Origin of the sequence: Sporosarcina sp. NCCP-2331 (assembly GCF_023707945.1) — a bacterium.
GTDB classification, from domain to species: domain Bacteria; phylum Bacillota; class Bacilli; order Bacillales_A; family Planococcaceae; genus Sporosarcina; species Sporosarcina cascadiensis.
The window spans coordinates 185488-210106 of the sequence record NZ_BRCD01000002.1 but is presented as its reverse complement, the minus strand read 5'-3'; the positions used below and the strand labels follow the sequence as shown (position 1 = coordinate 210106).

Genomic DNA, 24619 nt, shown 5'->3' with positions numbered 1-24619 from the left:
GGCATGTCAAAAATCGCAATCGTGCCGGGCAGTTTTGATCCGGTGACGAATGGACATTTAGATATAATACAAAGAGCGGCGAAAACATTTCCGCAAGTGCATGTAGCGGTGATGAATAACTCATCGAAGAAACCCCTGTTCACTGTGGAGGAACGGATTGCCCTCATTCATGAAGTGACGTCACAGTACGACAACGTGACAATAGATTCTTCATCGGGTCTTTTGATTGACTATGCGCATAAAATTAATGCGTCTGTCATTGTAAGGGGATTGCGCGCGATTTCGGATTTTGAGTATGAAATGCAGATTACTTCAATGAACCGTGTGCTTGATGAAAGCATCGAAACATTCTTCGTCATGACGAAAAGTAATTATTCATTCCTGAGTTCAAGCATCGTCAAAGAAGTGGTGCAGTATGGCGGAGACGTATCCAGTCTTGTGCCTGCGCATGTCAATGATGCATTGATTCGGAAATTCAGTAAATAATAGAAGAATGGTTATGATGAAAACTCATCATAACCATTTTTCATATCAGTACATCCAAAAGAACAGCAGAGGCACGAGAAGGGTGTTCCAGGCTCTTCCGATAACGTACGGGAGTATTCGTATACCCGCGCTCTTCGCGATCGTCATGACTTGCATGTGGATGCTCATGCCGTTTAAAGAAATTATAGCTGCAATCAGAAGCGGGTAAAAACTGTCACCGCTGAAATGCTCGGTGGCAGACTGGACGCCGGATGTCATTTCAAAAATGGCCAATAATATGGTTTTGGTGCCGCCCATATCAACCGGGAACACAGTGGAAATCAAACTTGACAGCACATTACCCATTGAAGAAAAGAAAATGACCGTCGTCGCGACCAATAAAATGACGGATGAGCTGTCTTTGATTGAACTGAGTAAAGGCGATGAATTTTGCTGCTCATCTTTTACAGCCGGAGGAACAACGTGCTCTATTCGCTGCTTTCGAAGAAGCCACATCATCATCAGGAAAAAAACAATGTTTGCTAAATGAATGGCAAGCAGCAGTTTCCAGCCGTTTACCACACTGCCAAGCAATTCATTTCCTACGAAACCGATGATGAACATAGGGCCGGGCGCATGACAGGAAGCGAGAAGCAGACTGCTTTCGGCAGTAGAAATTTCACCGTTTTTCTTCATTTCACTGACAGTCACGGCACCAACCGGGAAACCCCCGAAAGAACCGAGTACATATGCCTTTATGTATCTTTTCCACTGGCTTGCCGATTGTTGACCGGGCATTTTTAACAGCCATTGCGTCAAAATGATATAAGGCAATAAATACGGCAGCAGCGCATGGACGAACAGCTGTGCACCTGAGACGGCTCCTTCATGCGCGACTTCAGGCTGAATGATAAAGAGAATGATCAAGGCCCAGATGACGGTAACGTTGATCATGGAAGTCGTTGACGGGCCGGCTGAAGACTTTCCATTAGCGTCTCTCCTTCCTATTTTTTGAACTGAAATGGAATCTACCGTAATATATATGTTAAATTCGTACAGGCTATTAATGGAGGGATGCTGTAATGAAAATGCGCAAGTGGGGAATAGTGGCTGTCATCCTTATACTGATAGCGGTTCTCGGACTTTATCCGTTAGATATGTATATTTCAAGACCCGGCGGAGCATATGATCTGGCTCCGCTCGTGGATGTGGACGGCGGCGACCAAAATGAAAGGGGAACATTCAGTCTGATGACGATTGCGATCGGAAAAGCGACGCCTGTAACGTACGCGTTTTCGCATGTGACGGATAAAATGAAGCTGCTGCCTGCTGCAAATGTGAGAAGGCACGGTGAAAGTGACGAGGAATATTCAATTCGTCAGAAAAAGCTGATGGCGGATTCGAAAATGCATGCTATTTCGGTGGCGTTTGATAAGACTGGAAAACCGATTGAAAGAGTATTCAAAGGGGTATACGTAGCCAACGTACTGCCGGAAGGAACAGCTGCGGGGAAACTGTTAACAGGTGACCTGATCCAGTCCATTGACGATGAGAAGCTGTCTTCAGCCAACGAGTTCATTGACTTGATCAGCAGTAAGAAAGAAGGCGACCTGTTAAGTCTTCGTGTCAGCCGGGGGAAACAGATGCTGACGATTCCGTTAGAACTGAAAAAGCTGCCCGGTGAAGAACAGCGCATAGGGCTCGGTATTCATTTTGAGGAGCAGATTGACATTGAAACGAAGCCTGAAGTCGATATCCATACCGAAGACATCGGAGGACCTTCAGCGGGTCTGATGTTTACTTTGGAGCTGATCAACCGGCTGACAGAAGTAGATTTGACGAAAGGATATAATATTGCAGGAACAGGTGAAATGCTGGAGGACGGTTCTGTAGGAAGAATCGGCGGCATTGATTTCAAAGTCATCGCGGCGGACCGCCAGGATATTGAAATATTTTTTGCGCCTGACGATGAACTGCCGGATGAAGTGAAAGCGAAAAATCCACAGCTGGTCTCGAATTATGAAGAAGCCAGAGAGACTGCGGAAAAGATCGGCACTGACATGAAAGTTGTACCGGTGAAAACGGTGGACGACGCGCTTAGTTATCTGGAACAGCTGGAAGAAAAGTGACAGCTGTTCTACAGCAGGATTGGAGGCGTGCGGTAATCCAGTCCCGACATTGATGCATCCGGCCGGACACCGCACATATAAATATCCGTACTTTTAATATCCAGTTCGAGCGAAGGATCGGACAGAGAAGCTGCCCTGCTGACCAGCGGCAGCTCTAGCTTTTTTTTCGCAGTCTGCAAATACTTCCTGCCCTCCCGGGACATCCCGAGAAGCCGAAGATACCCGGGTTCTGTAATGTTATCTCTAGTTGATGCGCGGCAGCCAGTCAGGATGTGGACGAGCATCCGCTGAATCCGTGTCCACGTATAGCGCTTTGATTTGACTGCCTGCATGAAGCTTTGAAACGTCGGCTGCTCTTTCGCGGCTTTGAAAAACGCGAATTCGATACCTTCCGCAATATCCGCAATTTCACTCAGACGCCCGGGTTCTTCCCGCAGAATCGTATACCGCAGGAGCGGATAAAACTTGTCCCAGCTCTGAAATTCGAACTGTTCCTGCCAGTCATTCAATAAAAGAAAAGAAGCAGACGGCATAAACGATTGAATTTCATCATCATGGCAAGAAAAAATAGATTTTCGGATACTGGTCGCGCTCGCGATCGAGTGGTCCGGTAATTCCGTATCATGATAATGCGTTCCGGTCCGCTCAATTGTCACAGGTACCATGGAGGAATGAATGTCCTTTGCCGCCTGCATATATTGAAAACCTAAAATATTATTCGGCTCGGATAAATCCGCTAATTCAGCGGCACTATCGGAGGAAATTGCTTCATAGCCTGTCCGCAATGCGTTCGGATAGCTCAAGCCTTCCTTCATTGCCTCTTTAATCGTTTGTTCATAAATTTGTCGATGCTGTGAAATTACATCTAAGCTGCTGATAAATGGAGCAATGGATCCCTGCTCGCTGCCGAAGCAGAAATAATTGCAGCCGGCCGCATCGAGAAGCTGGATGGCGCCTTTTGCGAATTGTGGAGCATGTGCCGTTGCGAACGCATAGGGCAGCTCAATGACCACATCCGCGCCGCCGGCAAGAGCCATCCTGGTGCGTGTCCATTTATCTGTGATCGCAGGCTCTCCGCGCTGCAGAAACTGTCCGCTCATGACAGCGATAATCACATCCGCTTCAGTTTGTCTTTTCGCTTCCTGTAAATGAAAAAGATGCCCGTTATGAAAGGGATTATATTCAACTGTAATTCCGGTTGCAATCAATGGAATCCTCCTCTATGCTAGTGTATAGTGAATTATAACGTTAAGCTTGTTGGAGTGACAAGAAAATATCTTGACATCCCTTATTTTAAATACTATAATCAACATTGTTGTCTTGAGGTGATAGACATGAAATGGTCCATTCATCAATTACGGAAACATAGGCAAGGCCCGCTATTGCTTGACGAAGCAGTAAATTTGGATTCCGTTAAAAAACGGAATGAAGAAATTAGGGATATTAAGCCTGTTCGAGTAAGCGGAACATGTTCAATTGGTGAGAAAAAGTTAACATGCCGGCTTAGGCTAGAAGGTTCGATGACTCTGCCTTGTGCACGTACGTGGGAAGACGTCGAGTATCCGTTCTCCATAGAATCAGTTGAGCAATTCAGCTGGGATGAAGAGACGCTGCAGCAAGATGATGAAATTCATCCGGCTGAAGGGGATATGATCGATTTTATTCCTGTATTGGAAGAACTTCTTTTATTGGAAATTCCTCTGCAAGTATTCTGCGAATCAGCGGATGATGTGCGGGAGATGGAAGGTAAAGGCTGGTCCTATACAACCGATGAAGAGTTGGAAACGCTGCGTCTGCAGGAAGCAGAAGAAAAAGTGGATCCTCGCTTAGCGGGATTGGCTAATTTTTTTGAAACCGATAAAGAGTAAACCCTTATAAGGAGGTGCCCAAAAATGGCAGTACCAAAGAGAAGAACTTCTAAAACGAAGAAAAATATGCGTCGAACTCATTTCAAAATTGAAGCGCCAGGTATGAATACTTGCGACAACTGTGGCGAAATGAAATTGGCACACCACGTTTGCAAATCATGCGGACACTACAAAGGAAAAGACGTTGTAAACGGATAATTAGATTCGTGAGCAGCAAATAGAAGGCTGTCCTGAGACCATGGCTCAGGACAGTCTTTTTTGTTTTTCGTTAAAATGGTATGCTAGAACCAGCGAAACTTCGCGGATGATCATCGTATCTGCTCAAGTGCTCATAGTCCGGCCCCGGCCGCTCATACACACCGGCCACGTGATCATTCGGTCCGGCCGCGTGATCATACCGCAACCCGCCTTGATCATTGAACCGGCGTCCGCGCTCATAGCTACTCCATAGTGGCGTTTCCGCTGTTATGTGGAATGCAGGACATGCAGCTTTTTGATATGTTGTAGATTTAGTAGATGCGGGTTTCGTTGCTCGACTTTGCAGAGTCTTTTAATGAAGTGTGCGTTTGCATTTTAAAACTGCTTCGGCGCTGGGGGATTGCCTTACGCTATGAGCCTACTGGCGAAGAGCATGCATCATTGCCTTAATTTCTGTAAAGAACACAGAAATACGGCAAAGCGAATCCTTCGCTGTTCGCTTAGCAACGGCCGACCCCGCAGTTGCGCCTACGCTTTTGTTGGAGAATGTATGTCATGCTGCTTTTTGGCAGAGTGCGAGTTTAGTAGGTGTGTTTTCGTTTCTCAACTATACAAATGTATTCACCACGAGAATCTTGGCCATTGCAGATAATTAAGTATTGCATGAAACACTACCTGTCATAAAAGTTCACGCGGTATGCTCATACTGCTACTCACACAAAGAGTATTGAAACACCAGCCAGTGTACCTTCGTTCCAGGCAGCCTAAGTACGCCGCGTCCTGCGGCAACGGTTGCATGACTCACTTCATGTGAGCCCGCGGCTAAAAACACTCGGAGAGGATTAGCCCGATAGGATGAGACAACTAAAGGGAGCGAATGAAAATAGTGTGCAGAAGGAACTCTGTATTGCCTTAATTTCTGCAAAGACCGCAGAAATACGGCAAAGCGAACCCTTCGCTGTTCGCTTGGCTCACCGAGGGCCCTCCCGAAAGCGTCCGCCTGGAACGCAGGGAAACGGTTTCTTTTCACTTTCCCACCTTTAAACCACAATAATTATATTCTGCTATCAAGCTTACATAAATAAAAAAGGAGGAAACGCTTTGTCTTTTTCTATTCTAATCAAGGACTCGATTGCTTACTTTACAATTCAACGCCCTGCCATGCGCAATGCAGTAAACTATGACATCATGCAAGGCCTGGAGGAATTCTTGGACCGCATTGAAGACGATCCAGAAATTGCATTTGCTGTAATAACGGGAGAAGGAGAGCGGGCATTCTGCTCAGGGGGAGACCTCAGCGATTTTCACGGTTTCCAAACAGCAGACGACGCGTGGCCGATGCTGAGCAGAGGAGCGAAAATACTTTACCGAATTGCGACCTTGCCAATGCCTACAGTTGCTCTGGTGAATGGAGCGGCAGTCGGCGGAGGCTGTGAGCTGGCGACAGCGTGTGACTATCGACTGGTTTCAAACCACGCAAAAGCAGGCTTTATTCAAGGAACACTGGCTATCACTTCAGGCTGGGGGGGAGCGACACTTTTATTCGAAAAGAATGGTCCGCATGATCAGCTGCTGATGCTGGTGAGCAGAGCCGGCATTCATTCGGCAGAGGAATTAAAGCGGATGGGCTGGGCGACAGAACTCTATATGGGAGATGCTGATACAGCGCTGGAACAGTTTTTGGCGCCGATGCTGAAAATACACCGCAATGTACACCGCGCCTATAAAGCGATTGCTACAAGAAAGTGGAAGGCGACTGAACTGCAGCAGGCGATGCTGGAAGAAGCGCGGGTCTGCTCGGTGCTGTGGGAAAGTGATGCGCATCATGAAGCTGTCCGGCGGTTTTTGACGAAGAGCAAGTAAAGTTTGCGCCACGCTGCACATACACTTAGAACTTGCTGTCTATTTACTTGTAAACGTTTTCAAAAATAAGCTACACTTAACTAGATAGCAAGACTGTTGGAAAAATAGATACCGAGGAGTGATTGTATGCAAGAAGTCAAAGCAGCAATGGCAGGAACAATTTTTTCAATTGAAGTCAAAGTAGGAGATACTGTGGCCAAAGGGCAGACCGTCATGATCCTAGAATCAATGAAGATGGAAATTCCGCTTGAGGCGGAGACAGACGGGACAATCACGGCAATTAACGGCAAAGAAGGCGACTTTGTCAATGAAGATGATGTGTTAGTGACAATCCAATCTTGACGGAAGGCGGGGAGTTTCTTGACAAATGATTCGGCAAAAACAGCTTATAATGAAAAACTCGAAGAAATTTCTGTGCGAATCTCTGCCGGTGGCGGAGAAAAATACCATCAAAAACTGGAAGAACAAGGCAAACTGTTCGTCCGGGAGCGCCTGCGCTTGCTTTTCGATGAAGGAAAATATGCGGAAGACGGTAAATTCGCAAATTGTGAAGCGGCTGATCTGCCGGCTGACGGTGTAGTGACGGCTACCGGCAAGATGAACGGCCAGACGGTCTGTGTGATGGCGAATGATTCTACTGTCAAAGCTGGTTCCTGGGGAGCACGGACAGTGGAGAAAATCATACGTATTCAGGAAACAGCTGAGAAATTGCGAGTTCCTTTACTTTATTTAGTTGATTCCGCAGGGGCAAGAATTACCGATCAGCTTGAAATGTTCCCGAACCGCAGGGGAGCGGGGCGTATTTTCCATAATCAGGTCCGCTTATCAGGCATGATTCCGCAAGTGTGCATCCTGTTTGGTCCTTCCGCTGCCGGCGGTGCTTATATTCCGGCTTTCTGTGATATTGTCATCATGGTTGAGGGGAATGCTTCGATGTATCTGGGGTCTCCCCGAATGGCCGAAAAAGTCATTGGAGAAAAAGTTTCATTGGAAGAAATGGGCGGCGCGCGGATGCACTGCTCAGTCAGCGGATGCGGCGACTTGCTTGTTGAGAGTGAAGAACAGGCAATTACGGAAGCACGCAGATATCTGGCGTATTTCCCTGCCAATTATCAGGCTGATTCGAGAATCGCCAAGCCCGGCACCATAAAGGAAGGGCGTTCATTGGAAGAAATTATTCCGGAGAATCAAAACGCCCCGTTTAATATGTATGAAGCGATCGATCAACTGGTCGATGAAAACAGCTTATTTGAGATTAAAAAACTATTCGCTCCTGAAATCATTACGACGCTGGCCCGGATTGACGGCCGTCCTGTCGGTATCATTGCAAACCAGCCGAAAGTAAAAGGCGGCGTGCTGTTTGTTGATTCAGCGGATAAAGTAACGAAATTTATTACGTTATGTGATGCGTTTTCTATTCCTCTGCTCTTTTTGGCGGATGTTCCCGGCTTCATGATCGGAACAAAAGTGGAACGGCAGGGCATTATCCGTCACGGAGCCAAACTGATTATGGCAATGAGTTCGGCAACTGTGCCGAAAATTTCCGTCGTTGTCCGTAAAGCCTATGGCGCCGGGCTGTATGCGATGGCAGGACCTGCATTTGAGCCGGACGTCTGCATTGCACTGCCGACTGCACAAATTGCGGTGATGGGTCCCGAAGCAGCTGTCAATGCGGTTTATTCCAATAAAATTGAAGCGATGAAAGATCCGAAAGAGAAAATTGAATTCATCAAAGCGAAACAGCAGGAATATAAAGAGGAAATCGATATTTATAAGATGGCTTCCGAATTAATCATTGATGAAATTGTGGCGCCTTCTGATCTGCGGGCCGTATTGGCGGACAGACTGGCTTATTACGAGACGAAAGAAATCATCCAAGCGCCAAGAAAACATCCGGTTTATCCTGTATAATAGAACCAACCAGGGGAGAGGCGCCGTTGTCGTGTCTCTCTTTTTCAAGGAGGAAACGTATGCGATTTGTAATAGTGGGAGCGGGCTCCATAGGATTATTGATCGGCTCCTATTTAGCACAGCATAAAGCTGACGTGACATTCTGGGTGCGGCGCAAAGAGCAGGCGGACCAGCTGAGAAAAGGTTTGGTCAGGCTCGAAGAAACAGGCGGGGAAACGATCGTATCTGTTCGTACTGCTGAGACCCCGGAGGAACTGCCGACAGATGCTTTATGGATCATCGCAGTGAAATATGATGCACTGCAAAGCGTCTTACATAGAATCAGTGCTTTACCCGGGCAGCCGGATCTTCTGTTCATCCAAAACGGAATGGGTCACTTGGCGCTCATCGAAAAATTAAAGCTTGGGAATACATCATTTGCCACAGTGGAGCACGGAGCAGGACGTATAAATGACCGCACAGTCCGTCATAATGGGATAGGACCGATCACCATTGCGATTTCTAATGAAAAAATGACAGAAACGGTGAAGTGGCTCGAGCAGATCGATCCGCAGCAGTTTCCAATTGCTGTACAGCAGGATGCGGAGGAGTTATTGCTCCGTAAAGCGCTGATCAATTGCGCAATCAATCCGCTGACGGCCATACTGCAGGTGAGAAACGGCCAGCTGATTGAAAATACATCCTTTCATGAATTGTTTCAAAAACTGAGCAGTGAATTACTAAGCAACTTTCCTGAACTATCCGCTATATTAACTTATGAGGATATGGAAGCTGTCTGCAGAAAAACTGCCGGCAATCAATCTTCCATGCTGACAGACAGATTAAAAGGGAATCCGATGGAGATTGAATCGATCATCACTGCCGTCTTGGAAAGAATTCGGCAAAAGGGTGGCCAGGCACCTTTATTGGACACGCTCGAAAAAATGCTGCTCGGTTTAAATAGAGGTGACGGTATCTGATGGCAGAAAATATAATCGGAGCGGTATTGCTCTTTCCGTTCATTATTCTATTCCTCATACTGTGGATTTTAAAAAGGTCCGGAATTACGCCTTCCAAAAGATTCGGCTTGGCAGTCGACGTTACCACGCCGTTTGCAGCAATCGCAGTGACGGTTTTACTTCATGCGATATGGGATCAATGGCTGGGTGTTTATGTCATCGGAACTGTCTGTGTACTTGTGATTATTTTTTCTGTCATAGAGCGAATGGCAGAAAAAGAGTTTCGGACACAGCGGGTGCTCAGGAAAGCGTGGCGGGTCTTTTTTCTGTTGGTGACCGCCGCTTACTTGTTATTAATATTGACAGGAATCATCTTGCAGATCATATATTATGCGAAGTGATCTGAAATGGACAGGCGTATGAATTCAACCTGTCTGATTGAGATGATATACTGATGGTAGCATTCGATATAAAAGGAGTTCATGAGATGGAATTAGACACGATAGAGTTGCCTGGAAAAAATAAATTAATGGAAGCGTATCGTCAGGATTCGCAATTTAACCATAGATTTTTTGATTATGAAATAACAGCAGCAGGATACGAAGAAAGGGCAAAAGAGCTAACGCAGCGGGCTTACCAAAGAGAAGAACTAGCAGCTCTAATTGAAAGTTATATGAAGCCTTACGGGATTTCTGAATTGGCTGCGCAGCATATAAAAGAACTTTCATTAGACGCTTTAGTTGTTATCGGCGGACAGCAGGCGGGAGTGTTGACGGGCCCATTATATTCCGTACATAAGGCAATTTCGGTTATTTTACTGGCTCGCGAACAAAGAGATGTACTCGAAAAACCAGTAGTACCGGTGTTTTGGATTGCAGGGGAAGATCATGATATCAATGAAATCAATCATACATATACCGCGCAGGACGGCAAGGCTGTAAAACGCCAGTTTAAACAGTCTTCCATTTTAAAGTCAATGGCTTCTGACACGGTCTATGATCAAAAAGAAATGCATGCCTATATTAAAAAGATTTTCAAAAGCTATGGCGAATCGGCGTATACGAATAAACTGCTTCAGAACGTATTAAAAACAGCGGAAGAGCAGCAGTCCTATACAGGTTTTTTCACAGCGCTGATGAATCAATTATTTTCCGACCATGGATTATTATTTCTGGATGCCGCATATAAACCGCTGCGTCAGCTGGAATCAGCCTATTTCTCACAAATGATCGAGAATGCAGCCGATATGGCCGCGAGCATTTATTCGACTGAGCAGGATTTGAATTCTTTGGGATACGATAAGCCGATTGAATCTGAAGAACAAGATGCGAACTTGTTTTATGTACATGATACAGGAAGAGTTTTGCTGAAGAGAAACGGCGAGATGTTCGTTAACGAGCAAATAGGCCTTTCCTTCTCGCAGCAAGAGATGCATGAGCTTGCTGAAAAAGAACCTTGGCTATTAAGCAATAACGTAGCGACACGTCCTCTGATGCAGGACCTGGTGTTTCCTGTTCTGGCATTTGTCGGCGGTCCGGGGGAGATTGCGTATTGGTCATTGCTGAAAGAATCCTTTCACAAATTAGGTATTCGTATGCCTGTCATAGTGCCCAGAATTTCGATTACATTGATTTCCAGACAAGTACAGGAAGCGCTGAAAATGTCGGATGTAACGATCCGTCAAGTATTGGATCACCAGCTGCCTCAACTGCAAAAACAATGGCTAGATGAACAAAAAGACGAGACATTCGATGCACTTATTGATGAATCAAGAGAGCAGCTTCATGCTCAATTTGAGAAGATGCAGGCCCATCTGAAAGAGCAGGACCAGGGGCTGTTACAGGTGCTCGACAAAAACCTGCAGTTCCACGAAAAGCAATTCAGCTACTTGAAAAAAATGAAAGAACAGTCACTGCTGCGCAAGCACCAAGTGCAGTACAGACGCTATCAGATACTGAGCGAGCAGCTATATCCAGAAGGCTCATTGCAGGAACGCCTGTACTCGCCATACTTTTTCATCAATCAATTCGGCGAAGGTTTCATAGACGAACTCCTGCGCCAGCCGTACTGTTTCGACGGTAAGCATCAGTTGGTTTATTTGTAATAGGTTGTAAGAAAAAACGGCATTGCAGACGCAATGCCGTTTTTCTGCGTTGTGGGCGTAGTTATTTAAGGTCAAAGGTTTCGTTGGTTTGATTTCATTGCTCGACTTTGCTGAGCGTTTGAATGAAGTGTCGGTTTGCAGTATAAACACGCTTCGGCGCTGGGGGATTGCCTTACGCCATGAGCCAGCTGGCGAAAAACGTGCCCATCTGCCAAAGAAGCTTGGCGGATGATCATAGTACCCGCTCAAGCGCTCATAGCCCAGCCTCAGCCGCTCATACACACCGGCCACGTGATCATTCGGTTCGGCCGCGTGATCATACCGCATCCCGCCGTGATCATTGAACAGGCCTTCGCGCTCATAGCCGCCTTCGCTGGTGTGGAGGAGGTATGACATGCTGCTTTTTTGCAGAGTGCGAATGGAGTTGGTATGGTTTCGTTTCGTTGCTCGACTTTGGAAACGCCATCAATTACAAGAATCTAAGTCTTTGCAGAATGCTAAGTATTGCATGAAACACCTTACCTATCGTAATAGTCCCAGATATTATGCTCATAGTACCTACTCACACAAAAAATATTGAAACACCAGCCAGTGTACCGTAGTGGAAGGCGGCGACTCGGGGAGGATCAGCCCGAAAGGATGAGACAACTAAAGGGAGCGAAGCGACCAGTTGGCTCACCGAGGGCCCTCCCGAAAGCGTCCGCCTGAAACGCAGGGGAACGGTCTCTCTCCACTAACCCATATTTTATAACGCATACTATTCCCTTTTTCAAAACAAAACGCCTTTCATTTTAGAAAGATGTTTTTTTATTTGCAAAGGACCCCGAAAATGATTAGAAAAACTGTCGAAACATATGCATACCAATGTAGAAAATGCGCAAAACTAAAGAGAAAGAAGTACTATTGACACATTTTACTGATTATGCGAAGAAAAGTAGCATACTGGGTGGAGGAAAGTGGGGGGATGTGGTACATTATTTCATATAGTGGGGTGAAGGATATGTTCATGGGGGAATATCAACATTCAATTGATATGAAAGGCCGTCTCATTGTTCCTTCGAAATTTCGGGAACAATTGGCAGAAGGCTTTATTTTAACCCGTGGATTAGACAACTGTCTATTCGGCTACCCGCTGGATGAATGGCAAAAGCTTGAAGAAAAATTGAAAGCGTTGCCGGTTACAAAAAAAGATGCCCGTGCATTCACCCGTTTTTTCTTCTCGGGAGCTGCAGAAGCAAGCATTGACAAGCAAGGCAGAGTGAATATTCCTGCCAACTTGCTGGAATTTGCGAAAATTGAGAAAGACTGCGTGGTCGTCGGTGTTTCGAGCAGGATTGAGATCTGGTCTGCTGAACGATGGGATGCATATTACGAAGAATCTGAGCAATCATTTAATGACATTGCAGAAAACCTTATTGATTTTGATTTTTGAAAGCAGGCGTTGTGAAAATGTTTAACCATACCACAGTCTTACTGCATGAAGCTGTCGAAGGCTTGAATGTAAAGAAAGACGGCATATATGTAGATTGTACACTTGGCGGGGCGGGTCATAGTGAAGAAATCGTCAAGCTCCTTTCACCTGAAGGAAGGCTGATCTGTTTCGACCAGGATATGACAGCTATTCAAGCTGCAGAAACAAAACTGGCGAAATACGCAGCACAAGTGCAGTTTGTCCATGCGAATTTCAGTGAACTGAAAGAAGAGTTAGCCAACATAGGTATTACAGAAGTGGACGGCATCCTGTACGATCTGGGAGTATCTTCTCCACAGCTGGATACAGCGGAACGGGGCTTCAGCTATCATCTTGACGCGCCTCTGGATATGCGCATGGATACGAGCGCGCCGCTGAGTGCCTATGAAGTGGTCAATGAATGGCCATATGAAGATCTCGTACGGATTTTCTTCAGATACGGTGAAGAGAAATTTTCTAAGCCTGTCGCGAGAAGAATTGAAGAAGCGAGAAAGAAAGAACCGATCCGTACGACAGGGGAGTTGGCGGAGCTGATTAAAACGGGAATTCCGGCTGCGGCAAGAAGAACAGGCGGCCATCCTGCAAAGCGGGTGTTCCAAGCGATCCGAATTGCTGTAAATGATGAATTGGGTGCGGCAGAGAAATCTTTGACTGATGCATTGACACTTCTGAAGCAGGGCGGACGGATCAGCGTCATTACTTTTCATTCGCTGGAAGACCGTTTATGTAAAAGTATTTTTAAGGAAGCATCTTCTTTACCAGAACTGCCTCCGAACTTACCGGTTATCCCTGATGGAATGGACCCCGATATACGCCTGGTAAACAGAAAGCCCATTGTTCCGACAGATAAAGAAATCGAACAAAATAAGCGGGCCAGATCGGCGAAATTAAGAATAGCAGAGAAGAAATAGAAAAGGGGAATCGAGCAATGGGACTAGAACAACGGAAACTATACACTCCATATACACCGGAAGTCGAACAACATACAACGAAAGATCAGCAAACTGTTGTCCGCCGTGTCAAAAGACGTTTTTCTAAAGGCGAAAATTTATTGTTCGCTTTATTTGCAGCATTTACGATTTTATTTTCTACTATGCTCTTACAGACGCATTCTGATTTAAACGCTGTGAATAAAGAAGTACAATTGATGAATTCAGAAATCGATGAAACCACAAAACAGAATACTGAATTGTCCAATCAGGTGAGCGATAAGATGACTTATGAGCGCATTTGGAAAAAAGCAAAAGAAAATGGCCTGAACCTCAACGAAAGTAACGTAAAGGTCGTGCCGGGACGATGAAGAAGTTTCGATTTCAATGGGGAGCCTTTCTAATGTTGCTGGTATTCGGAGGGCTCTTTTTCATATTATTCGGCAGATTCCTTTTTATTCAGATGACCGGCCAGGTAGACGGCAAGGAACTGGCGAAAATCGCTGCGAATCAATATGAAAAGCACAATGTATTGCAGGCGGACCGGGGCTCCATCATCGATCGGAATGAAGATCCGATTGCATCAGATACTCTGAGCTATAAAGTAGTGGCTGTGCTGAGTGAGGCCGCCAGCAGTAAAAACAGCTCCCGTAAATATCATGTAGTGGACTATGAAGAAACGGCAAAAGTGCTGGCAAAATATATTGCGCTTGAAGAGCAGGAGATTCTGGCGAAAATGAAAAATGCCAAAGAAGGAACATGGCAGATTGAGTTTGGAAGCGCGGGCAAGGATTTAAACAGGGAAACCGTTCTGAAAATGGATAAAGAATTGTCCAAGAAAGGCTTGACAGGCGTTTTATTTGTTGAAGGCAAGAAGCGTTTCTATCCAAACGGCCGCTTTGCTTCGTACTTAGTCGGATATGCGCAGAAGGAAGAAACGGACGATAAGAAAGCCGTCACGGTAGGCAAGATGGGGCTGGAAAAGACGTATGACAAGCAACTCACCGGTAAAGACGGCAAAGTGAATTATCAGTCAGACAGCTGGGGGTATATTCTGCCCTCCACCAAGAAGAAGGTCGAGCAGCCGGTAGACGGTCATACGATTAAATTGACGATTGATAAAACAATCGAAAATTTCGTAGAAGAAGCGATGGACCAAGTGGAAAAAGAATATGCACCGAAGAAAATGCTGGTACTGGTGTCAAATCCGAAGACAGGGGAAATTCTGTCGATGAGTCAGCGGCCGACTTTCAATCCGATGACCAGAGAAGGATTGACGGAGAACTGGCTGAACGACGCGGTGGAACAGACGATTGAGCCTGGTTCGCCGATGAAAATGTTCACACTCGCTGCGGCGGTGGAAGAAAATAAATGGGATCCCAATGCGTACTTTAAATCGGGATCTTATAAGATTTATGACAAAATCATCCGTGATGTCAACGGTACAGGCTGGGGAACGATTACGTTTCTGGAAGGCCTTCAGCGATCTTCTAACGTAGGGATGGCTTATTTGCTGGAACGGATCGGCGATAAGAAATTCATTGAGTACATTCACGACTTCGGATTTGGCAAACGTGTAGGAATTGATTTGCCGAATGAAGCTAAGGGAATTGTCCTGGATAATTATCCGGCAGAACGGCTGACCACCTCTTATGGTCAGGGTTCTACCGTTACACCGCTTCAAATGATTCAAGCAGCGTCTGCGATCGCTAATAACGGCGTCATGATGAGACCTTATGTTATTGATGAAATCATTGATCCGAACACAAATAAAGTAATTGAGAATCACGAACCTGAACAGAGCGGTTCACCAATATCAGCGGAGACAGCCAAGAAAGTGCGTGAGATCCTGGCGACGACGGTCACTTCCGATAAAGGGACAGCTCAAAAATACAATCTGCCGAATTATGCAGTAGGCGGAAAAACAGGTACTGCTGAAATACCGCGTAAACAAGGACCCGGTTATATGGCAGGTTTCGGCAACTATTTGTATTCATTTCTAGGAATGGCACCAATTGATGATCCACAGCTATTGATTTATGTAACGGTCCAGCAGCCGAAATTAAAGGTTGGTGAATATGGTTCGGATCCGGTATCAAAAGTGTTTAATCCAATCATGGAAAACAGTTTAAAATATTTAAATATCGCTCCTGAAAATGAGGAAGAGATCCCTGTAATTAAAGTGGGCGATTATGTCGGGAAAAATGCAGAAACAATTGCAGGAACAGCACAGCAGGACGGTTTCAAACCGGTTATAATTGGAGAAGGCGGACAGGTAACGGAACAAATACCGGCTCCCGGCACCAAAATAACGGAAAACTCGATTGTCTTACTGAAAACTTCAGGCAAGACTTCGCTGCCAGATTTCAAAGGCTGGTCGAAAAAAAACGTGCTTGCTTTTAAACACCTGTCTCAGTTGGATATCCGAATAAACGGAGAAGGCTACGCAGTCGGGCAGAGCGTGACAAAAGGGACAAAAGTAAGTGATCAAGAGCCGATTGTCATTGAACTGCGCACACCGGAAGAGCAGTATAACGAAAAGAAAACCAAAGAGCAGAAAGAGCAGGCGGAAGAGGAAGAAATCATCGGCGGCTGATGAATAGAGCGTATTTCGCTGACATACCTTAGTAGAAAAACAAAGGTAGTGAGTCATTGCGGTCTTTTATTGATATGCAGTCGAAGAAGCGTTTGAGAGCAGCCTTCCTAATTTTCCTGATCAGTATGCTGATGGTAGTCGGCAAGCTGTTCCATGTACAGATCATCAAGCACGAATGGCTGAAAGAAAAGGCGGAGAAGAACTGGGATCTGCAAATTCCTTTTGGTGCCATGCGCGGTGAAATACTGGACCGCAACGGCAAGTTAGTAGTGGGCAATAAATTAGCACCGACACTTTATTTTATGCCTTCTCAAAATAAGGACATCTCGACTTCTATTCCGGAAATTGCGAAGATCCTTCATTTGCCGGTGGAACTGCTGGAAGAGAAGATGAACAAAAAGGAATATATGGTCAAGCTGGCACCGGAAGCGAAAAACATCACAAAGGAACAGGCGGAAAAAATTACGAAACTGCAGATTCCCGGGCTATACGTAGGAGTGGATTTCGTTCGCCACTATCCTTATGATGACTTGCTGGCAAGACTGATTGGATTTACGGGTTACGACAGTACGGGGCTTGCGGGCATTGAATATGCGTATGATGAGATTTTAAACGGCACAGGTGATAAAATCAGACTGTTTACGGATGCTAAAGGTATTCCGCTGCCCCATGTGGAAGATGATTTTGAACACGGTAAAGAAGGCTCGTCTCTGGAGCTGACCATTGATCTGAAGATGCAGCAAATTGTGGAACGCGAGCTGATTCAGGCAATGGAGAAATATGACGCAACGCAGGCCCTGGCGATCATTATGAATCCAAAAACAGGCGAGCTGCTGTCATTGGCATCGGTGCCGGGTTTTGATCCGCGTGAATATCAGAAAGCAGATTCGAAGATTTATAACCGGAATTTACCGGTATGGATGACGTATGAACCGGGCTCTACTTTTAAAATTGTGACACTCGCTGCGGCCCTCGAAGAAAAAGTCATTAATCTAGAAAATGAAAGTTTTTATGATCCGGGCTATACGATGGTGGCGAATGCCCGTCTTCGGTGCTGGAAACGGGAAGGGCATAAAGATCAGACATTCCTGGAAGTCGTGGAAAACTCCTGTAACCCGGGCTTCATCACAATGGGCCAGCGGCTGGGAAGTGAAAAACTGGATCGCTACATACGTGCATTCGGTTTTGGTGCGTCAACTGAATCCGGCATTGCAGGCGAGTCCAAGGGGATTTTATTCTCTAAAGAAGCTTTTGGGCCGGTGGAGCAGGCCACTACCTCGTTTGGACAGGGAATTTCAGTGACGCCTATTCAGCAGGTGCAGGCAGTGGCGGCCGCGATCAACGGCGGAAACCTTTACCAACCTTATATTGTCAAGGAAGTGAAGGATTCCAATGGAAAGACCCTGCAAAAGTTCGAACCTGAACTGAAGCGGCAGATAATCAGTGAAGAGACTTCTGCCCAAGTGCGTCATGCCCTGGAATCTGTTGTAGCCAATGGATCAGGGCGCAATGCGTTCGCGGACGGTCTACGCATTGGCGGGAAGACAGGGACGGCCCAGAAAGTCGTTGACGGGCGTTATAAGGACGGCGATTATATTGTGTCGTTCATCGGTTTTGCTCCTGCAGATGATCCGGAGCTGCTCGTCTATGTTGCAGTCGACAGTCCAAAGAACTCTATTCAGTTCGGTGGAGTCATTGCCGCGCCGATTGTCGGAAGGATTATCGAAGAAGTTGCACCGATCGCCGGCATAGAGCGCAGGGAAGAGCAGCTGGAAAAGGAATACCGCTGGGGAGATGCAGTGACATTCCGTTCACCTAGTTTACTTGGCATGAGTGAGAAAGAACTGCTCGCGCAAAATTACACATTCAAAATGAAATGGCATGGCAAAGGAAAGAAAGTGATACGTCAATTGCCTGCCCCAAATACACTGATGACCGTAGAAGACACGATTCATCTTTATACAGAATAATAAATATCGCAGGATCCAAGAGCGGATCTGCTGTTAATCAGAAGGAGAACCTATCATGACACTAGGTACGACAGTCACGACAATTGCTGCAGCTTTCTTTGTTTCAGCAATTGTCGGGGTGATCATCATCCCATTACTCAGAAGGCTGAAGTTCGGCCAAAGCATTCGTGAGGAAGGTCCGCAGGCTCATATGAAAAAAGCCGGTACGCCGACAATGGGCGGATTGATCTTCCTCATCTCTATCACAATAACCACACTAGTTTTATCTTACATATACGATACGCTGACCACCCATACGATTGTACTGTTGATTGTACTGCTCGGTTATGGGTTCATCGGCTTTTTAGATGACTTTATTATAATTGTCGCAAAACGAAACTTAGGGTTAACGTCACTTCAGAAGTTGATAGGCCAGATTATTATTGCGATTCTCGCCTTTTTCTTATTGAAACTCGGGCCGTTTGAAACAGTAGTCACCATTCCATTCACGACGATGGGAATAGATTTTGGTGTGTTTTACGTAGCCTTTCTAATTTTTTGGCTGGTAGGCTTCTCAAATGCGGTAAACCTTACGGACGGACTCGACGGCCTGGTTGGCGGAACGTCCACGATCGCATTTACAGCATTTGGCGTGTTCGCTCTGGTCTATGAGCAAAATGATATTGCGTTATTTGCTTTTGTAGTGGCGGGCGCCATGCTCGGATTCTTACTGTTCAACAGTAAGCCGGCTAAAGTGTTCATGGGCGATACAGGATCTCTTGCACTGGGCGGTGCGCTGGCGATGCTGTCCGTGTTGATCAAACAAGAATTATTGCTGCTGGTGATTGGGATTGTTTTCGTAATCGAAACGCTGTCTGTCATCATTCAAGTTGCCAGTTTTAAACTGACAGGAAAACGGGTTTTTAAAATGAGTCCGATCCATCATCACTTTGAATTATCCGGCTGGTCAGAATGGAAAGTGGTTCTCGTGTTTTGGGGAGTGGCGTTATTGGCTGCACTCGTACCTGTCTTTTTGGAGGTTATGTAAATGAAGAATACAGATCAGTTTATAGGGAAAAGAGTGCTTGTTGTAGGGCTGGCAAAAAGCGGAGTAGCTGCTGCCGGCCTGCTGCATCGGATCGGCGCAGCTGTTGTCGTTAATGATGCGAAATCAATAGAAGGCAATGAAGAAGCGGCGGAACTTCAGAAACAGGGGATTGAAGTAATCGGCGGCGGGCATCCAAGTGATTTATTGGACCGGGGTTTCGATTTTATCGTAAAAAATCCGGGAATCCCTTATACAAACCCTTTGATTGCTCAAGCGGTCTCCGCGAATATTCCGGTTTGGACAGAAATTGAATTGGCAGGGCGGATCAGTGAAGCTTCAATTATCGCCATTACAGGATCTAATGGTAAAACAACGACGACGACTTTGCTCTATCATATGCTGAATATAGGCAAGAAAAAGCCGTTGATTGCCGGTAACATTGGAACGGTTGCCTGTACGGTGGCAGAAGAAGCTGAGGCGGACGAAATTATGGTACTGGAAGCTTCTTCTTTCCAATTGGCAGGAACGGAAAGTTTCAAGCCGCATATTGCGATATTCACAAATTTATATGAAGCACATTTAGATTATCACGGTTCACTCGATGAATATCTAGATGCGAAGCTGCAGGTTGCACGCAATCAGACAGATGAGGATTATTTGATTTTCAATCAGGATCAGGAAGCTGTGGACCGTTCAATCTCTCCGATGCGATCCCGGAAGGTTCCCTTTACCACACTCGGTAAAAGGGAAGAGGGGATTTCAGCCGACCGAGAGTGGATTTATTGGCTTGGCGAACCGTACATTGAGACAAAGATCATCAAATTACCCGGACGTCACAACTTAGAAAATATTTTAGCGGCCGTTGCGGCAGCAATTCTTTCCGGCTGTGACAAGCCGTCAATTGAAAATGTCTTAAGTTCATTTACTGGCGTGCGCCACCGTATGCAGTATGTAAGGGAAGTGCAGGGCAGAACCATTTTTAATGATTCCAAAGCAACGAATACACTGGCCACAAAAAGCGCACTGTCGTCATTCAAAAATCCCATCGTACTGCTTGCGGGCGGCTTGGAACGAGGCCATTCATTTGAGGAGCTGCGTCCTTTCATGGTCAATGTCCGTGTCGTTGTAGCCATCGGAGAGACGGCGCAGCGATTCGCAGAGTTTGCGGCTGGCTGCGGTGTGACTGAAACAATTCTGGCTGATGATATGGAAGAAGCAGTAAAAGCTGCGTATGAGGCAAGTGCAGAGAATGATGTCATTCTTCTGTCGCCCAGCTGTGCAAGCTGGGATCAATATCCAAATTTTGAAATTCGGGGCGACCGCTTTATTGAAGAAGTAATGAAATTGTAAATAGACTGTAATAGTCGAAGCGTATAATTGCGAAACGACTGACTAATTTGCGGAAGGATGCGAACGCTGGAAAGAACTTTTCGAGCCGTCTTTTTACTGTCAGCTTTGCTTCTGTCGATTGTCGGACTGGTGTTTGTCCAATCGGCAGGTTCTTACTGGGGAGAAGTGCATTACCAGGATTCCTCTCCATTCATTGTCAAACAAGGTGTCTATATGGCTGTATCTCTTGGAGTCGCCTATGCGTTGTACAGAAGTCCTTTGACATCGAGGCCGACATTTTGGACATATTTTTACATTGGCTCCATTCTTGCGCTCGTGGCAGTCTTAATACCGGGAATCGGCGTAGTGCGCAACGGATCTCAGAGCTGGATTGCTCTCGGCCCGATCAGCTTGCAGCCTGCTGAATTTGTCAAGGTTGCGCTGCTTGGTAAATTAGCGAGCAGTATGAAAAAAGACAGCCGGAAATCTTGGCAATGGCAGCATTTTGCGTTGATATTACTGCCTGCTGCTCTGATTATGATGCAACCTGATCTGGGTTCTGCCGTCATAATGATCGTTTCAGCGTTTGTGATTCTTTTTCTGGCAGGTTATCCGCTGTCTTTCTTTATCTTTTTGTTTGTATCAGGCGCCACAGCTTTTGTCGGTCTCATATTAGCCGCTCCTTATCGATTGGACCGTATCAAATCCTATATTGATCCTTGGAATGATCCGCTGGGCACGGGTTTCCAGAGTATTCAGTCGCTGTTTGCGATTGCGCCCGGCGGTTTATTCGGACATGGCCTCGGGAACAGCCGACAGAAGTTCCTGTATCTGCCTGAGCCGCAGAATGATTTCATCTTCTCAATTATTGCGGAAGAAATCGGTTTCATCGGCGCCGCGTGCATTGTCCTGCTGTTTATTTTACTGTTGGGGTCAGCGTTCGCAATTGCGATCCGGCTGCCCGACTGGGGTTCATTTCTGGTTGTATCCGGGATGGCGTCGATGATTCTGTTTCAAACATTTTTAAATATGGGGGTTGTGTCGGGCTTGCTGCCTGTGACGGGTGTGACATTGCCTTTCATCAGTTATGGCGGTTCGTCACTGTTGACGACCTGGCTGGCTATCGGGACTATTCTGCACTTTGCAAAAGGTAAAAAGACAGACTGAAAGGAGAGCAGTTCTATGGATAAAGTAATTGATATTGAAGAACGGATTCCGTCCATGCGCAAGAAACGCAGAAGGAAGACGAATAAGAAATTCATTCTGCTGATTGTGTTGTTCTTACTCGTTCTTTTTTCATTGCTTTATTTCCAATCTCCTTTGAGTGATGTCAAGGATATCTCCATCAACGACACTGAGCTGGCAAAAGGAACGTTTTATAAGGATCAGAGCGGTTTGTTTACAGGACAGTCATTATGGGGGTTCAAAACAGCGGATGTCGAGAAGAAACTGCTGAAAATTACAGGAGTGAAGGAAGTTTCAGTATCGCGGAAATTTTTAAATCACGTAAAAATCACCATGACGGAATGGAAGCCGATTGCGTATATAGAAAATAAAGCACAATACGATTTATTGTTAGTAAACGGAGATCGTATGGAAGTGGATAATCCGGATGCTTTGCTGCATGCTCCCATTCTGTCAGGTTTTTCCGATGCGGATAGTACTGGGCAGATGATCGGGCAGTTGCAGGAGATGGACCCTTCTGTATTTGAACTGGTTTCAGAAGTTCATTATACGGAGGAAGATAAAATTCGGGTGTTCATGAATGACGGTTATGAAGTGCATGCTGTCATCACAAGTTTTGCTGAAAAAATGTCGTACTATCCGGAAATTATTGCACAGCTGCCGAAAGAAGAAAAAGGTATTTTGGACATAGAAATTGGCGTGTTCTTTAAAACCTATACTGACTACTATGATGAACTGGGACAGGGGGGAGAAGATGAGCAAGCAAATGAAATCAACCCGTAAGAAACAGGGGAAGCAATTCGTTTTTTCAATCGTCTTCCTGGCACTAGGTTTCATCCTGGCTTTTTCGTATCGGACGGTCGGCAGCAATCATAAAGAATTGGATGAGACGCAGACAGATTTATTCGTACAGGAAGAGAAGTACAGAGGAGAATTAATTGAGCAGCAGGAACGCAATAAGGAATTGACTGATGAGTTGTTCGATAAGCAAAAAAACATAGAGGAATTCGAGCAGGAGTTTTCGGATAAAGAAGAGAATCATGCCGTGCTCGTTGAGAAAGCAAAGGATCTCCGTTTACTGCTGGGAGTCATCCCGGCTAAAGGAACCGGCATTAAAGTGACGATGGAGGATGCGGATTATGATCCTTCCGTACAGAATCCCAATGACTATATCGTCCATGAAAGTCATGTACTGCGTGTCATGAATGAATTAAAAATTGCCGGTGCGCAGGGGATGACGATTAATGGCCAGCGGGTTAATTCAAATTCGTACATAAAGTGTACAGGCCCTGTTATTATGATAGATGGAAGAACGTTTCCAGCACCTTTCGTTATAGAGGCAATCGGTGATCCGAAAGTATTGTCGCCTGCATTGCACTTGAAGGGAGGCGTAATTGACGGGCTGTTGCGGGATAACATCGTCGTAACAACGGAAGAAGTAAAAGAAATTAATCTTCCGGCAATCCGTGATAAAGCTTGATAGGCAGAGGAGTGTTACAGTGAGTGGGAAAATAAACTGGAAGTTCACATTGATTCTGGGCCTTGTCGGCTTCATGCTGGCATTGCAATACAACTCCATTAACACGACTTCTCCCCGGGATACTCGGGATATTTGGGCGATCCGCAACGAATTAGCCAAGGAAAAGAAGATTCATTCCGAGTTACTTGGAGAAATACGCGAAGTAGACCAGACTCTCGCATCTTATGCGGAACTAACGAATGAACAGACTACAGAGGCTTTGCAACAGACATTAGATAAGTTATATACGCAAGCGGGTTTTATGCCGACCACGGGTCCAGGATTTGTAATAGAAGTTGCGCCTTCGCCTGAAAGCATCGCATTTGGTTATGAAGTGGAGCCGGTATCTTCGGAGCTGCTGACCAGGTTTATCAATGTGGTGAATCAGCATAAAGGAAACGAGCTGGAGATCGACGAGAAACGGTTTACCACACTGAGCTGGATCCGTGATATTAACGGAAAATTGACGGTCAATGGGGAAAATGTATCTACACCTCCTTTTAAAATAAAAATCGTCTCTCCAACAATTGAGGACAGCAAGAAACTTTATAATCACCTGCTGTCATCGGCAATACAGGACGAGTTTTATTTAGACGACTTAATTCTGGTGATCAGTAAACCGACAGATCAGATTACATTACAAAGCTGGACGGGTGGTTTCGAAAATCAATTTTTAAAAGAACAAACGAAGGAGGAATGACAATATGTGGCTACCATTGCTTGGGCTGCTCCTTGGCGTTTCACTTGGTTTGCTCTCGGATATACAAATTCCGCAAGTCTATAATAACTACTTATCCATCGCTATCCTCGCCGCTTTCGATACGCTGTTCGGCGGGATTAGAGCCTACCTTCAGCAAGTTTACGATGACAGAGTATTTGTATCAGGGTTTTTCTTCAATATCCTTCTTGCGGCCGCACTTGCATTTATCGGTGTGCATTTAGGGGTCGACCTATACTTGGCGGCAGTCTTTGCTTTTGGCGTGCGGCTGTTCCAGAATATCGCAGTCATACGCAGAATTTTGCTGGCAAAATGGACTTCCAGGAAACAAAATTCTGGTATGGATGTCTAGTTCCTTGCAATTAGGGAAGAAGGTGCTGAAAATATTTAGACAAAGCA

24 protein-coding genes are annotated in these 24619 nt (G+C 45.7%); 22 read left to right on the top strand and 2 right to left on the bottom strand.

The genetic code is table 11. The features are described 5' to 3' along the window. The first annotated feature begins 3 nt into the window (after positions 1-3). Positions 4-486, top strand: coding sequence for a pantetheine-phosphate adenylyltransferase (gene coaD, locus NCCP2331_RS02205; RefSeq protein ID WP_153720526.1), 483 nt, complete (start codon positions 4-6; stop codon positions 484-486). A gap of 45 nt (positions 487-531) precedes the next feature. On the opposite strand, the gene NCCP2331_RS02200 is transcribed toward coaD, so the two are convergent. After that, entirely contained in the window at positions 532-1419 is an 888-nt protein-coding gene (locus NCCP2331_RS02200) for a hypothetical protein (RefSeq protein WP_251668154.1), read from the bottom strand. A gap of 128 nt (positions 1420-1547) precedes the next feature. Between NCCP2331_RS02200 and NCCP2331_RS02195 the strand changes: the two genes are divergently transcribed. After that, positions 1548-2594, top strand: a complete 1047-nt coding sequence (locus NCCP2331_RS02195) for a SepM family pheromone-processing serine protease (RefSeq protein ID WP_251668152.1) — start codon at positions 1548-1550, stop codon at positions 2592-2594. An 8-nt stretch (positions 2595-2602) separates the two neighbouring features. Here the strand turns inward: NCCP2331_RS02195 and NCCP2331_RS02190 are convergent, their stop codons facing one another. Then, positions 2603-3802, bottom strand: a complete 1200-nt coding sequence (locus NCCP2331_RS02190; protein ID WP_153720523.1) for a nucleotidyltransferase — start codon at positions 3800-3802, stop codon at positions 2603-2605. Between the two features lie 126 nt (positions 3803-3928). Here NCCP2331_RS02190 and NCCP2331_RS02185 point away from each other — a divergent pair, with 126 nt between their 5' ends. The 20 genes from NCCP2331_RS02185 to NCCP2331_RS02090 all read left to right on the top strand — a co-directional run bounded on the left by NCCP2331_RS02185 (position 3929) and on the right by NCCP2331_RS02090 (position 24572). Further along, a complete protein-coding gene (locus NCCP2331_RS02185; protein WP_153720522.1) occupies positions 3929-4462 on the top strand; it encodes a YceD family protein in 534 nt (177 codons plus the stop codon). A 24-nt stretch (positions 4463-4486) separates the two neighbouring features. Further along, complete coding sequence (gene rpmF / locus NCCP2331_RS02180; RefSeq protein ID WP_153720521.1) at positions 4487-4660, top strand: 50S ribosomal protein L32; 174 nt, start codon at positions 4487-4489, stop codon at positions 4658-4660. A gap of 1101 nt (positions 4661-5761) precedes the next feature. Further along, complete coding sequence (locus tag NCCP2331_RS02175; protein ID WP_153720520.1) at positions 5762-6523, top strand: enoyl-CoA hydratase/isomerase family protein; 762 nt, start codon at positions 5762-5764, stop codon at positions 6521-6523. A 126-nt stretch (positions 6524-6649) separates the two neighbouring features. Further along, a complete protein-coding gene (locus NCCP2331_RS02170) occupies positions 6650-6865 on the top strand; it encodes an acetyl-CoA carboxylase biotin carboxyl carrier protein subunit (protein WP_153720519.1) in 216 nt (71 codons plus the stop codon). Between the two features lie 18 nt (positions 6866-6883). Beyond that, the gene (locus NCCP2331_RS02165; protein WP_153720518.1) at positions 6884-8434 is read left to right on the top strand and encodes an acyl-CoA carboxylase subunit beta; all 1551 of its coding nucleotides are present in this window, start codon (positions 6884-6886) and stop codon (positions 8432-8434) included. A gap of 59 nt (positions 8435-8493) precedes the next feature. Continuing rightward, the gene (locus tag NCCP2331_RS02160; protein WP_153720517.1) at positions 8494-9393 is read left to right on the top strand and encodes a ketopantoate reductase family protein; all 900 of its coding nucleotides are present in this window, start codon (positions 8494-8496) and stop codon (positions 9391-9393) included. Next, positions 9393-9773 (top strand): DUF3397 domain-containing protein, encoded by a 381-nt coding sequence (locus NCCP2331_RS02155; RefSeq protein ID WP_153720516.1) that lies wholly within the window; start codon positions 9393-9395, stop codon positions 9771-9773. Before NCCP2331_RS02160 ends, NCCP2331_RS02155 begins: the two co-directional genes overlap by 1 nt. An 86-nt stretch (positions 9774-9859) precedes the next feature. Beyond that, positions 9860-11476 carry a bacillithiol biosynthesis cysteine-adding enzyme BshC gene (bshC, locus tag NCCP2331_RS02150; protein WP_194841012.1) on the top strand — a complete coding sequence of 539 codons (1617 nt, stop codon included), beginning with the start codon at positions 9860-9862 and terminating at the stop codon, positions 11474-11476. Between the two features lie 1000 nt (positions 11477-12476). Beyond that, a complete protein-coding gene (gene mraZ / locus NCCP2331_RS02145) occupies positions 12477-12908 on the top strand; it encodes a division/cell wall cluster transcriptional repressor MraZ (RefSeq protein ID WP_153720671.1) in 432 nt (143 codons plus the stop codon). 17 nt (positions 12909-12925) lie between these two features. Then, positions 12926-13858 (top strand): 16S rRNA (cytosine(1402)-N(4))-methyltransferase RsmH, encoded by a 933-nt coding sequence (rsmH, locus tag NCCP2331_RS02140; RefSeq protein ID WP_153720514.1) that lies wholly within the window; start codon positions 12926-12928, stop codon positions 13856-13858. Between the two features lie 17 nt (positions 13859-13875). After that, positions 13876-14247, top strand: coding sequence for a cell division protein FtsL (gene ftsL, locus NCCP2331_RS02135; protein WP_153720513.1), 372 nt, complete (start codon positions 13876-13878; stop codon positions 14245-14247). A 32-nt stretch (positions 14248-14279) separates the two neighbouring features. Next, on the top strand, positions 14280-16472 hold the full coding sequence (locus NCCP2331_RS02130) for a penicillin-binding protein (RefSeq protein ID WP_228550967.1): 2193 nt from the start codon (positions 14280-14282) through the stop codon (positions 16470-16472). A 74-nt stretch (positions 16473-16546) separates the two neighbouring features. Beyond that, entirely contained in the window at positions 16547-18442 is a 1896-nt protein-coding gene (locus NCCP2331_RS02125; RefSeq protein WP_153720670.1) for a penicillin-binding transpeptidase domain-containing protein, read from the top strand. Between the two features lie 55 nt (positions 18443-18497). Continuing rightward, positions 18498-19469, top strand: a complete 972-nt coding sequence (gene mraY / locus NCCP2331_RS02120) for a phospho-N-acetylmuramoyl-pentapeptide-transferase (protein ID WP_251668150.1) — start codon at positions 18498-18500, stop codon at positions 19467-19469. Continuing rightward, positions 19470-20819, top strand: coding sequence for a UDP-N-acetylmuramoyl-L-alanine--D-glutamate ligase (murD, locus tag NCCP2331_RS02115; protein ID WP_251668148.1), 1350 nt, complete (start codon positions 19470-19472; stop codon positions 20817-20819). 57 nt (positions 20820-20876) lie between these two features. Further along, entirely contained in the window at positions 20877-21965 is a 1089-nt protein-coding gene (gene ftsW, locus NCCP2331_RS02110; RefSeq protein ID WP_251668146.1) for a putative lipid II flippase FtsW, read from the top strand. Between the two features lie 15 nt (positions 21966-21980). Further along, on the top strand, positions 21981-22766 hold the full coding sequence (locus NCCP2331_RS02105) for a cell division protein FtsQ/DivIB (RefSeq protein ID WP_251668144.1): 786 nt from the start codon (positions 21981-21983) through the stop codon (positions 22764-22766). Next, positions 22738-23463 carry a DUF881 domain-containing protein gene (locus tag NCCP2331_RS02100; protein WP_251668142.1) on the top strand — a complete coding sequence of 242 codons (726 nt, stop codon included), beginning with the start codon at positions 22738-22740 and terminating at the stop codon, positions 23461-23463. Before NCCP2331_RS02105 ends, NCCP2331_RS02100 begins: the two co-directional genes overlap by 29 nt. Positions 23464-23482: 19 nt before the next feature. Then, positions 23483-24202 carry a DUF881 domain-containing protein gene (locus NCCP2331_RS02095; protein ID WP_153720506.1) on the top strand — a complete coding sequence of 240 codons (720 nt, stop codon included), beginning with the start codon at positions 23483-23485 and terminating at the stop codon, positions 24200-24202. 4 nt (positions 24203-24206) lie between these two features. Next, positions 24207-24572, top strand: a complete 366-nt coding sequence (locus NCCP2331_RS02090; RefSeq protein ID WP_251668140.1) for a small basic family protein — start codon at positions 24207-24209, stop codon at positions 24570-24572. Positions 24573-24619 lie beyond the last annotated feature (47 nt).